Source organism: Izhakiella australiensis (genome assembly GCF_002006995.1).
Classification (GTDB): Bacteria; Pseudomonadota; Gammaproteobacteria; order Enterobacterales; family Enterobacteriaceae; genus Izhakiella; species Izhakiella australiensis.
On the sequence record NZ_MRUL01000003.1, the window covers coordinates 258,863 to 271,521 of the forward strand.

Below are 12,659 nucleotides of genomic sequence, written 5' to 3' on the forward strand. Positions count from 1 at the left end.
TCGCCTTTTTCTTCATTATCACCCTCACCGCCTTCAGGCATGGGCCACCGGCGTTGCATGATGGTCCGCCTTGCGCAGCAACATAATCAGGTAAACGCAGGCAACCGCAGCAATCATGACAAACAGCAGCTGGTCAGAGTAATTCTGCATCAGCATGGCGGTCATACTGGGGCCGACAAGGCTGCCGACGGTGTAGCTCAGCAGCAGCGCCTGATTCATCGCAACCAGCTGGTGATGCGGCACCGTCTCACAGGCCCAGGACATGGCTACCGGGTAGAGGGTGAAGCCCGCACAGCCGAGCACAAACAGCGCCGGGGCCATTGCGGCATTACCTAACATTGCCACGGCACCAAGGATTACGATAAATACCTGCACGCGCAGCACCATCAGCCGACCGAAGCGATCGGCGAGGCGACCGACCGGCCACTGACCAACGATGCCGGCACTGACCAACAGCGCCATCCAGTAGCCGACGTTAGCATCGCTCATCCCCTGATGCGAAAGATAAACCGGCATCAGACCATACAAGGAACCCAGTACGATGCCAGAGATAATACAGCCGTTAATCCCCAGCCTTGAGCTACGACGACGCAGCATCGGCCACAAATTTGACGGCGCCTCTTCGGCATCATCACTGTTCGCCGTGATTTTGACAAACACCAGCGGCAGCATGCCGGCAATAACGATCGCAACCACCCACGGCAGCACGCTGAAAAGCTCGGTGGAGACTTTGCTGACCAGCAGCTGGCCCGCCACAGTACCGAGGTAATAGACAATCATATACGCAGCCAGAAGCTGTCCGCGGTTTCTCAGCGTACCGCTGCACAGCAAGGCGCTTTCCACCACCACCCAGATCAGGGCGCAGCCTACGCCGGCGGCAAAGCGCCACAGCGACCAGCTCCAGAAGCCTTCAGACATGCCCATTGCCAGAGTAGCCAGGGCAAACAGACTGGTCGCAAGGTAATAACTGCGGTTAAACCCGGCTCGTTTGATCAGCCATCCCGCCACCAGCGTCCCCAACAGGTTACCGGCATAATACGCCGAGCTGACCACGCCAAGCTGCCAGGTCGGCAGCCGATCGTGGCTCATCCACAGCGGCACCAGCGTATTTAAAACGGCAATAGATACCGTCAGCAGCATCATGCCGCACAGTAATAAAACCACGGGTCGGGACCAGGTGAACATAGCGTCGGAAACCAGCAAAAGGGAACGATTTTGCCGGCATATTGCCATTACCATTGCTAATGTCAATGAGCAAAAAATAGCCGCAGCACAATTTGCTGAGATTTGATTTAATTTTTTTATTAACAGTCGGTTAGAGGCATAGTTGCCGACCATCGCCGCGAACGTATCTTATTGAAAAATCGAACCTACATCACAAAAAAGCGTTAAACTTCGATGAGATTTATTATTGGAAAATTTTTCGTAACTTTGGCTACTTATCAGGACGTTTGCCGCCGCTAAGCTGACGCATTCGTTAAGCACGACTGGCATCAGCATTTACCCACTCAGCCACCCATTCTCTGGATAGCTCAGGGTGAATTTCTGCTTTTCCCGGTATTCGCTGGGTGAGCACTTCATCAGGCGCCTGAAGGCGTGGCTAAACGCGCTTTCAGACTCGTAGCCCAGGGTGTGGGCAATGGAAGCAATGGTGGCGCGGTTCGCTTTAAGGTAGTGCGCAGCCAGTTGCATTCGCCAGCGCGAGACGTACTCCAAAGGCGCGATCCCGGCTTTCTGTTTAAACCTCAAGGCAAAGGTCGAGCGGGAAACATTGGCGATGCTGGCCAGATCAGCAACCGTCCAGCCGCGGGCAGGATCGGCATGAATAGCTTGAATAGCCGCGCCGATTCGGGGATCGGATATCGCCAGCAGCCAGCCTGGCGTACTGCTCCCCTCCTGCGCCAGATAAATCCGTAGAACCTGCACCAGCATGATATGACCAAGATGCTGGACCACAATCGCATTTCCTGGCGACGCGGTGGCAAGTTCATGGGCAAGGCGCTGTAAAGCCCAGTTCAGCACCGATGCCTGCTCCGAACCGCCTTTGATAACAGCAACGGGCGGCAACCCGTCGAACAGTAAAGCGGCTTCGTCACCAAACGCAAAACGTCCGCCAAGCAAAAAGAAACCGTCGGCGGTTCCACAGCGCGCAATACCCTTAGCGGCATGGCGATAAATCTCATCGGCCTGGATCGCTGGCAGCGTCGGATCGCTGCTTAGCGCAAATGCCCGCCTGCGTGACAGCAAGAAGCAATCACCGGCTTCCAGGGGGATGGCTTGCTCAACGCCTTCCACCGTCAGCCAGCATCCCCCTGCAACGATGGCATTGAACTTAATGCCATCGGGTGGCGGAAAGTCGATGGCCCAATCTCCGCCGGCTTTCAGACCGGCAAAAACAGAGCCTTGTATAGGCAAAAGTGAGAGAACTTCAGACAAGGGATCCATGCAAACTCCGGACGCTCTCGACAGACTATTGGACTTTGCTGCATTCACAGTCCGAAGTCCAGCCTGAATAATGTTGCACACGGGCTTCGCCCTGATTCCATGCCCCCCTGAGGAGATGCCATGACCAGCAAACAATTACCGATTAACTCCGGTTTCGCAGCTGCGACCACCGCAGACCAGGTACTTGCCGGGCGCAACCTGTCCGGCATAACGGCCATTGTCACCGGCGGCCATTCCGGCATCGGTCTGGAAACCACGCGGGCACTGGCACAGGCAGGCGCCCGCGTTATTGTTGCTGCGCGCGATGTTGACGCCGCACGCGAGCGAACCCGCGGAATATCACACGTGGAGGTTGAGCGACTGGATCTTGCTGACCAGGGCAGCCTGTACGACTTCTCGCAACGCATTCTGCGCGCCAGACGCCATATCGACATCATGATCAACAGCGCAGGCATTATGGCAACGCCGGAAACCCGCGTTGGCCCGGGCTGGGAAGCGCAGTTCGCCATCAATCATCTTGGCCATTATGCGTTGGTTAACCGGCTATGGCCGGCCCTGCGCGGCGGCGCCAGGGTCATCGCGCTGTCGTCAGCGGGACATCACCAATCCGACATCCGCTGGGATGATACGCAATTCATCCAGGGGTATAACAAATGGCAGGCCTACGGGCAGTCAAAGACGGCTTGCGCACTGTTTGCCGTCCATCTCGATCGGCTTGGCCAGCACAGTGGCGTGCGCGCTTTTTCTCTTCATCCGGGAAAGATTTTCACGCCGCTCCAGCGTCATCTGACCGCCGACGAAATGATTGCCGCCGGGTGGCTCGATGCCAATGGCAACCCGGTCGATCCGACGTTCAAAACAGCGCAACAAGGGGCGGCAACGCAGGTCTGGGCTGCGACATCGCCACGACTGGAGGGGATGGGAGGGCTATACTGCGAAAATTGCGATATTGCCACGCTGGATGAAGGCCTGGCGCCTTCTTTTACTGGCGTCAGGCCTTATGCTATTAATCCGGAACAGGCCAGCCGGCTATGGGCGCTATCCGCCCGGCTGACAGGCATCGATGCCTTCGCGACCCGCCGCCGGGACTAAAGAAAACCGCTGATGCCAGACTCCGGCAAGGGAAGCTGCCCTGACCCAGGCAAAGGTTCTCCATCACCGGGTAGCCGCCCGCGGCTAATCAGCCGATATATTCCAGGCCTTTCATATAGCGACGCAGCACGTCAGGCACCTCAATACGTCCGTCAGCCTGCTGGTAGTTCTCCAGTACCGCTACCAGAGTACGCCCAACCGCCAGGCCGGAGCCGTTCAGGGTATGCAGCAGGCGGGTTTTCTTCTCGCCTTTAGCCCGGCAGCGTGCCTGCATGCGGCGCGCCTGGAAATCCCACATATTGGAGCAGGAAGAGATTTCGCGGTAGGTATCCTGCGCCGGTAGCCAGACCTCCAGATCGTAGGTCTTACAGGAGCCTGCGCCCATATCGCCGGTACACAGCAGCATTTTGCGATAAGGCAGCTTCAGCAGCTGCAGCACTTTCTCGGCGTGACCCACCAGCTCTTCCAGAGCCTGCATTGAGGTTTCAGGCTTAACGATCTGCACCATTTCAACCTTATCAAACTGATGCATGCGGATCAGACCACGTGTATCGCGCCCGTAGGCGCCAGCCTCAGAGCGGAAGCACGGAGTATGCGCCGTCAGCTTCAGCGGCAGCGCCTCTTCCTCAATAATTTCGTCACGCACCAGGTTGGTCAGCGGCACTTCTGCGGTGGGGATCAGCGCATAGTTGCTGCTGCTGGCCTCTTCCTCCAGCGGACGGGTATGGAACAGGTCTTCACCGAACTTAGGCAGCTGACCGGTACCGTACAGCGTGGCATGGTTAACCAGATAAGGAACGTAAGTTTCAGTGTAGCCGTGCTCTTCAGTATGCAAGTCGAGCATAAACTGACTCAGCGCCCGGTGCATCAGCGCAATCTGTCCCTGCATCACCACAAAGCGTGAGCCGGTTAGCTTGGCCGCTGACGCAAAATCCAGCCCTTTAGCCCTCTCACCCAGCTCTACGTGGTCACGCACTGCAAAATCAAACTTGCGCGGTTCGCCCCAGCGGCTGACTTCCTGATTTTCTGAATCGTCTTTACCGTTCGGGACTTCATCTGCCGGGATATTCGGCATCGTCAACGCCAGCTGGCGGATCTGCTCTTGCAGAGCGTCCAGCTCGCCTTTGGCCGCATCAAGGCGTTCGCCGAGAAGGTTTACCTCAGCACGCAGTGGCTCGATATCCTCTCCGCGCGCTTTGGCCTGCCCGATGGATTTAGATCGGGAGTTGCGTTCCGCCTGTAAGGTTTCCGTTTCGACCTGCAGTACTTTGCGGCGCTCTTCAAGCGCTTGCAGAGTTGCGACATCCAGTTTAAAACCTCGGCGTGCCAGTTTTTCAGCGACTGCGTCTGGCTCATTACGCAGCAGATTGGGATCGAGCATTGTTATCCTGTGCTTATTCTGATTGAAAGTATCCGGAGGGGCGTAAACGCAGCGCGAATACGTTGAAATTGTTACTAACCTTACCGCAACGCCCTGTTCAGCGGTAGCGTTTTATCGGGCTATTTTGATCCTGTTCAGTAAGCCAGGCTAGCTTTTCAGCAATTTTGCCTTCCAGGCCGCGTGCGGCTGGTTGATAGTAGCGCGTTTGCGCCATTTCCGGCGGGAAATAGTTCTCACCTGCCGCGTAAGCATTAGGTTCATCGTGGGCGTAGCGATATTCTGCGCCCAGCCCCATCTCCTTCATTAACTTCGTCGGCGCGTTACGCAGATGCTCCGGCACGTCAAAATCAGGGTTGTCACGCGCATCGCGCATCGCAGCTTTAAACGCGATATAGACCGCATTGCTTTTGGGCGCGCAAGCCAGATAAACAATCGCCTGAGCGATGGCGCGTTCGCCTTCCGCCGGACCGACCCGGGTAAAGCAATCCCATGCTGAGATAGCAACTTGCATCGCGCGTGGGTCGGCATTACCCACATCTTCTGAAGCAATCGCCAGCAGCCTGCGGGCAACATACAGCGGATCGCCCCCGGCGGTAATAATGCGCGCGTACCAGTACAGGGCCGCATCCGGTGCAGAACCTCGCACCGATTTGTGCAACGCCGAAATTAAGTCGTAGTAGCGGTCACCTTTATTATCAAAACGCGCGCTACGTTCGCCCGATACCTCTTTTAACAGCGAAGGCGTCAGCTCGCGCTTTCCGTCGCCATTGACCTCGGCCATATCCGCCATCATTTCCAGCGTATTCAGCGCCCGGCGGGCATCGCCGTTAACCAACTCTGCAATCATCCTGCGCGTTTGTTCAGGCAGCAGCAGATTCTCCTTGCCATAACCCCGCTCGCTATCTTCCATCGCCTGCGCCAGCACCCGTTCAATGTCATCGGCGCTGAGCGATTTCAGCAGATAGACCCGCGCGCGCGAGAGCAAAGCGGAGTTAAGCTCAAAGGAAGGGTTTTCCGTCGTGGCGCCGATAAAGGTTACCGTTCCATCTTCGATATGGGGTAAAAAAGCATCCTGTTGACTTTTATTAAAACGATGCACTTCATCAACAAACAGGATGGTGCGGCGCCCGGCATGGCGGTTTTGCCGGGCACGCTCAATGGCCTCTCTAATCTCTTTCACCCCGGAGGTCACCGCCGATATGCGTTCAACATCGGCCTGACCGTAATGGCCGATGATTTCAGCCAGGGTGGTTTTTCCCGTACCGGGCGGCCCCCAGAGGATCATTGAATGCAGATGTCCCGCTTCAATGGCTCTGGGCAGTGGCTTACCCTGGGCAAGCAAATGTTGTTGCCCGGTATACTCCTGCAACGTTCTGGGGCGCATCCGCGCGGCCAGCGGCTGGAAGGTAGTGTCGGAAAAATCCAAAGAGAGATTACTCACGCGATCCTCACTGGCGCTGATCGTCCACCGTTACCCCTGCAGGCGGGGTGAATTTAAACTTGTCCGGACTAATCGCACCATTCTGCTGGCTTTTCAGCGTGTAATTGCTGCGCTGGCCATCCTGCTCAATGGCGCTGAACTGGTTGATAGTGCCTGAAGGGGTTACGGTGATCGTAAACTCCTTCAGGTTACCGTTGTCCTTCTTAGGCGTCAGAACAAAATTATCGCCCTGCTGTTTTACGTTGTACTGCGCCCAGTCAGCTGACTGGTTGCGTGCAATCAGCATAAACGGCGTATTGCTGGTTGCATCTTTCAGCCAGGTTGCACTTGCCTGCTCAACGAACGGGTTATAAAACCACAGCGTTTTGCCATCAGAGATCAGTATGCTTTCATCGGGCGCCGTCATGTGCCAGTTAAATAAGTCTGGACGCTTTACCCACAGCTCCCCCTGCCCGTCCTGAACGGACGCGCCGCTGGCATCCGTTACCTTCTGGGTAAAACTGGCGTGAAAGCTGCTGACTTTATTCAGGCGCTGCTGCAAATCCTGCGACGCGTTCGCAAGGACGCTGGTCGAAACGAAAGCGCTCAGTAAGCTACAGGCAATAACAAGTTTTTTCATCGGGCATCCTTATTGAAAGGCGCTCCTGCGCCGTCATGGCGCGGGAGGTCAAAAAAAGACTGCGCTCTGGTAAGCGCGCCAACAGGAAATAATCCTGATTATTACGCAAAGATATGGTATCTCCGCACCGAAAAATCAATGGGCCAGGCAAGCCTGGCCCATACATGAGGACGGTAAAACGGCGATCACATCTCGTGCGGTGGCGGAGCCAGCACTTCACGGTTACCATTATGTCCCGGCGCTGAGACAATCCCCTGCATTTCCATCTGTTCGACGATGCGCGCCGCACGGTTATAGCCGATGCGGAATTGACGCTGCACGCCGGAGATAGAGGCGCGACGCTTTTCAACCACGAAGCTGACAGCCTGATCAAACAGTGGATCCAGCTCTTCATCGCCCTCGACGCCGGCGCTACCGCCTTCGCTGTCTTCACCGCCGCTGAGAATGCCTTGTTTATATTCCGGACGCTGACGTGCCTTCCAGTCCTGCACTACCGCATGCACCTCCTGATCGCGCACAAAAGCACCGTGGACACGTACAGGAATCGATGAGTTAGGCGCCAGATAAAGCATATCCCCCATTCCCAGCAGCGATTCAGCGCCGCCCTGATCGAGAATAGTCCGCGAGTCGATTTTACTGGAAACGGTAAAAGCAATACGCGTTGGAATGTTGGCTTTAATCAGGCCGGTGATAACGTCCACCGAAGGACGCTGCGTTGCCAGCACCAGATGGATCCCTGCCGCACGCGCTTTCTGCGCCAGTCGTGCGATCAACTCTTCCACCTTCTTGCCGACCGTCATCATCAAGTCGGCAAATTCGTCGACCATCACCACAATATAAGGCTCTTTTTCCAGTACCGGCGGCGACATATCCATGCTGTCCGTTGGCTTCCAGAACGGATCGGGGATTGGCCGTCCCATCGCTTCCGCCATATCTACTTTTTCGTTATAGCCAGCAATATTACGCACGCCCAGCGCCGACATCAGCTTATAACGGCGTTCCATTTCGACCACGCACCAGCGCAAGGCGTTGGCGGCATCCTTCATGTCGGTTACCACTTCCGTCAGCAAGTGGGGAATGCCTTCATAGACCGACAGCTCCAGCATTTTGGGGTCGATCATGATAAAGCGCACTTCTTTCGGCGTCGCCTTATACAGCATGCTGAGGATCATGGCGTTAACGCCAACCGATTTACCGGAACCTGTAGTACCGGCAACCAGCAGATGAGGCATCTTGCCGAGATCGGCCACTACCGGCTCGCCGGAAATATCTTTCCCTAACACGATCGACAGCGGTGAAGGATTATCGCGGAACGCCGGGCAGTCCAGCACCTCGCGCAGATAGACCGTCTGACGATGCTTATTCGGCAACTCAAGGCCGACGTACGGCCGCCCGGGTATAACTTCAACTACGCGTACCGCAACCGCGGACAGCGAACGGGCCAGGTCGCGCGACAGGTTGGAAATACGCGCCGCTTTCACCCCTGGCGCCAAATCAAGCTCGAAACGGGTAATCACCGGCCCGGGAGAACTGCCTACTACGTCGGCTTTTACCCGATAGTCAGCCAGCCGCGCTTCAATAAGACGGGAGGTCTGCTCCAGCGCGAAGTGATCCACAGGCTCGGTTTCTTTCGGCGGCGAGGAAAGCAGATCGAGTGTGGGCAGCGGCGTCGTTGGCCGCTGGGTCGGCTGTTCGTCACGCACCAGGAACGGGTGGAACAGACTGTCTTTAAAGGCGTCGGCAGGCGTGGGGGTTTGCTCTTCAGGCTCTGCGGCGACCGGCTGTTGCGCCATGCCAAACGGCGATGAATCCGCCTCAAGGTGAGTCGGCGGTACTGGCGCAGCAGGAACAGCAGCAGCGACTGGCGCAGGCGCAATAGTGAATAGCGGCTCGGTTGGATTATCATCGACCAAATCGGCCATCGGCGAAAAATCAAAAGCATTGCGCGTATCTAACGCCAGCCTTGTTCCCTGCCCTGCATTTTGCGGCGTCTCGTCGCCATCGTAGCGCTGACGCTGCTGCTCAGCGAACTGGCGAGCCAGCGCGGCCTGCTGCAGCGCCTCTTCGTCCTCATCAGTAAGCTCCTCGCCGTAACGCTGCTGCTGCTGGGAGAGAAAAGCCTCGCGCAGCGCCGCTTCCTGCCCGGCGTCATCGTCATCAGCACTGTAATCATGCTGAGGCTGGAGATCTTCACGCGCTTTCTCTTCCGCCATCCGCTGCGATGGCAGCTTAATGCCGTATGAAGCCAGCTCGCGGCGCGTCGGGAGCTTAACCTTATTCGGCCGTGGCAGCTCGGGACCAATCCCCTGTTTTACCTGCGGATTATGTTCTTCATCACCACTGGTTGCGCTAAAGCCCGGCATAAAGGTCGCTGAACCCGCCTGAGCGCCTGCAACAGCAGATGCCGCCGCAGCCGGTACCGCCGCTGGCTGGTGCGGTGCAGGGCTGGAAAAATCAAACGGTGAACGGCTATCCTGCTGCCAGTCGCCCAGTACCGGACCGTCCTCATCTTTGACTGGCACCGATGGCGATGGCGTCTCCTGCGGAATATCGAAGCGATACAACGGCGGAGTGTCCTGACGTACGTTTTGCACAGACGGTGCCGGCTGGGCAGCAGAAATATCCGCCTCGTTGGCATCGGGCTGTGAAGCCGCATCGCTGGCCGCCGGGACGGCGGCGTGAGCGGCGCTGAAAAGCGGGTCCGTCTCATCATCGTCATCGCTTAGCACGCGCTTCGGCGCTGCCAGCAAGATATCATCGTCATCTTCCGGCTGCGCGGCACGATGTATCGTCTCGTCAAATTCTGCGCGCGCTTCGTCTTCTTCCTGCCAGACCTCTTCATGGCGCGAACGGTTGCTGGCAAAGGTCAGAACCCCCATGATTACCGCGCCAATTTTTTCAGCAATGGTTAGCCATGACCAGCCGGTATAAAGCGTGATGCCGGCCGCCCAGATACACAGCAGCGTGAGCGTGCCACCCGCCGGACTGAACCACGGAGAGATAGCGTTGCTGACCAGGCTACCAATCACGCCGCCGGAAGCGAAATACCAGATATCATCGGCATTGAGCGCGGCCAGCCCGCAGGTGGTTATCACCAAAGCCAGCACGCCGATCAGCCGTAAACCTACGCCAAAATAATCGATATAGTCCTGATGGTCGCGCTGACGAAAAGTGATCCAGCACAGACCGACAATCACCGGCGGAATAGCGTACGCCATGATGCCAAAAATAAACAACAGCGTATCGGCCAGCCATGCGCCAATGCTACCGCCGAGATTATGGATAGGCTCATGCCAGGCGGTTTGTGACCAGCTGGGATCGGATGGATTGAAACTGACCAGCGCCACCATCAGATAGATGGCAAACAGGCTAACCAGAATCAGCAGCGCTTCAAGCAAACGGCGGCCGCTGCTTAATGGTCGTAATGTAACGTCTTTATCTTCTGTATATTCCTGGCTCAAGAGAACTCTCCAGGTTCCTGTGAACTAAGCAGATAGCAGCGTCGGGGCTTGCCCGACGCTGAACCTGTATGAATGCACAGGAGTGTACCCAAAACTCTCAGGTTTTGCACCTGCCCTGTGTTACCGGGTCTTAATGACCAGACGGTTACTCTGCTTCACTTCTTCCATTACCACATAGGTACGCGTATCGTTTACGCCCGGCAGGCGCAGCAGGGTTTCACCCAGCAATTTACGATAGGCGGACATATCAGGCACACGGGTTTTCAGCAGATAGTCAAAGTCACCTGAAACCAAATGACATTCTTGAGTTTCCTCAAGTTTTTGCACTGCGGCGTTAAATTGTTCAAACACGTCCGGCGCACCGCGATTCAGAGTAATCTCAACAAAAACCAGCAGTGACGCATCCAGATAGTGCGGATTTAGCAGCGCGGTGTACCCCAGAATGAACCCCTGGCGCTCAAGACGACGCACGCGTTCAAGACACGGAGTCGGTGATAATCCAACGCGTTTGGAAAGTTCAACGTTTGAGATGCGACCATCTTTTTGCAGTTCATTGAGAATATTTCTGTCAATGCGGTCGAGATCTTTACCAGGGCGTTTTTTATTGTCTACCATTATTATTGTCTCTCTTAATTCCTTCCCTTAACCTGCCATACCCTGAACAACGTCAATGTGCAGGGATTTCTTGGGGAAGACGGTTACCTGATGCTTGATTAAGCGCCCATCCCTCTGACGCATGCGGTCTGTCCACCTCATGAGTCAGGACGGATGGCAGGCGAGTTTATGCTGCCAGGGTAATCCGGGGGATATACCTCGTCTGCTCCTGACAGCCTCTCTGCTTCCTACATTGTTTTCGCAAAACGCCAGCCGATTGTCAAAGTAAAACAACAAGAATCAGTACAACATGCCATAAAGCCAGTTTCCGTTATGATTTTAAATGGATAATTTGTCGCATATACCACCTTAGTCACTCTATCCAGTCCAGCCTGCCCGCCATTCCCCGCCCATGGCCTGGCGGGACAACCTGTTAAATCGATTGGTAACTTCAATCCATAGCGCTTTTTTTGCGGCTGATAATTACCTACAATCGATGCCATATCTTAGCCAGTTGAATGAGGGTTTCATGAGTACGGCCAAACACAGTAAGCTTTTGATTCTGGGCTCAGGGCCAGCAGGCTACACCGCAGCGGTTTATGCCGCGCGCGCCAACCTTAAGCCGGTGTTGATTACCGGCCTTGAGAAAGGCGGTCAGCTCACCACGACAACCGAAGTAGAAAACTGGCCAGGGGATCCGCACGATCTCACCGGTCCGCTGCTGATGGAGCGCATGCAGGAGCATGCAGAAAAATTCAATACTGAGATCATTTTCGATCATATCCACAGCGTAGATTTACAGCAGCGCCCTTTTCGCCTGACGGGTGACAGCGGCGAATACACGGCGGACGCCTTGATTATTGCCACCGGCGCATCAGCTCGCTATCTGGGTCTTCCTTCAGAGGAGGCATTCAAGGGTAAAGGGGTTTCGGCATGCGCCACCTGCGACGGATTTTTCTATCGCAACCAAAAGGTAGCAGTGGTCGGCGGCGGCAACACCGCGGTGGAAGAAGCGCTTTATCTTTCCAATATCGCTGCGGAAGTTCACCTTGTTCACCGTCGTGACAGCTTTCGTGCGGAAAAGATCCTGATCGACCGCCTGATGGAAAAAGTGGCCAATGGCAATATCGTTTTGCATACCGACCGCACGCTTGATGAAGTCATTGGCGATCAGATGGGCGTGACGGCGGTTCGCCTGCGCGCGACCGCAGATAGCCAACAAACGGAAACCGTTGAGGTTGCGGGCTGCTTTATCGCCATCGGCCATAGTCCGAACACCGCTATTTTCGCCGGACAGCTTGAGCTGGAAAACGGCTACATTAAAGTGCATTCGGGCCTGCACGGCAACGCCACCCAGACCAGTATCGCTGGCGTCTTCGCTGCCGGTGACGTGATGGACCATATTTATCGTCAGGCCATCACGTCAGCAGGCACCGGTTGCATGGCCGCACTCGATGCTGAACGCTACCTGGATGGATTAGTTAAAAAATCGTAACAGGTAATTTAACTTCCTGATCATAGTTACAAAAGGCGGCACTCCCGTGTCGCCTTTTTGTTTTGCTGCGGGTAACATTAGCCACATTTCCCGTTTTGTACCGCAGTCTCTGCTGCGGCAAAAATTGATCT

General features: G+C 55.8%; 10 protein-coding genes. 2 read left to right on the forward strand and 8 right to left on the reverse strand.

Annotated features, from left to right (window positions below):
* Window positions 1-33: 33 nt before the first annotated feature.
* Complete coding sequence (locus BTJ39_RS07275) at window positions 34-1,185, reverse strand: MFS transporter (RefSeq protein ID WP_078002001.1); 1,152 nt, start codon at window positions 1,183-1,185, stop codon at window positions 34-36.
* Window positions 1,186-1,500: 315 nt separating this feature from the next.
* On the reverse strand, window positions 1,501-2,445 hold the full coding sequence (locus BTJ39_RS07280; protein ID WP_078002002.1) for an AraC family transcriptional regulator: 945 nt from the start codon (window positions 2,443-2,445) through the stop codon (window positions 1,501-1,503).
* A 120-nt stretch (window positions 2,446-2,565) separates the two neighbouring features.
* Between BTJ39_RS07280 and BTJ39_RS07285 the strand changes: the two genes are divergently transcribed.
* Entirely contained in the window at window positions 2,566-3,537 is a 972-nt protein-coding gene (locus tag BTJ39_RS07285) for an SDR family NAD(P)-dependent oxidoreductase (protein ID WP_078002003.1), read from the forward strand.
* 88 nt (window positions 3,538-3,625) lie between these two features.
* On the opposite strand, the gene serS is transcribed toward BTJ39_RS07285, so the two are convergent.
* From serS to BTJ39_RS24520, 6 genes are all read right to left on the reverse strand, one after another.
* Complete coding sequence (serS, locus tag BTJ39_RS07290) at window positions 3,626-4,918, reverse strand: serine--tRNA ligase (protein WP_078002004.1); 1,293 nt, start codon at window positions 4,916-4,918, stop codon at window positions 3,626-3,628.
* A gap of 97 nt (window positions 4,919-5,015) precedes the next feature.
* A complete protein-coding gene (locus BTJ39_RS07295) occupies window positions 5,016-6,359 on the reverse strand; it encodes a replication-associated recombination protein A (RefSeq protein ID WP_078002005.1) in 1,344 nt (447 codons plus the stop codon).
* A 7-nt stretch (window positions 6,360-6,366) separates the two neighbouring features.
* The gene (gene lolA / locus BTJ39_RS07300) at window positions 6,367-6,978 is read right to left on the reverse strand and encodes an outer membrane lipoprotein periplasmic chaperone LolA (protein WP_078002006.1); all 612 of its coding nucleotides are present in this window, start codon (window positions 6,976-6,978) and stop codon (window positions 6,367-6,369) included.
* 185 nt (window positions 6,979-7,163) lie between these two features.
* The gene (locus BTJ39_RS07305; protein WP_078002007.1) at window positions 7,164-10,439 is read right to left on the reverse strand and encodes a DNA translocase FtsK 4TM domain-containing protein; all 3,276 of its coding nucleotides are present in this window, start codon (window positions 10,437-10,439) and stop codon (window positions 7,164-7,166) included.
* Window positions 10,440-10,559: 120 nt separating this feature from the next.
* Window positions 10,560-11,054, reverse strand: a complete 495-nt coding sequence (lrp, locus tag BTJ39_RS07310) for a leucine-responsive transcriptional regulator Lrp (RefSeq protein WP_017347019.1) — start codon at window positions 11,052-11,054, stop codon at window positions 10,560-10,562.
* Between the two features lie 227 nt (window positions 11,055-11,281).
* Entirely contained in the window at window positions 11,282-11,536 is a 255-nt protein-coding gene (locus tag BTJ39_RS24520; protein ID WP_139356324.1) for a hypothetical protein, read from the reverse strand.
* 26 nt (window positions 11,537-11,562) lie between these two features.
* On the opposite strand from BTJ39_RS24520, the gene trxB reads away from it, so the two are divergent.
* The gene (trxB, locus tag BTJ39_RS07315; protein WP_078002117.1) at window positions 11,563-12,528 is read left to right on the forward strand and encodes a thioredoxin-disulfide reductase; all 966 of its coding nucleotides are present in this window, start codon (window positions 11,563-11,565) and stop codon (window positions 12,526-12,528) included.
* Window positions 12,529-12,659: the final 131 nt, after the last annotated feature.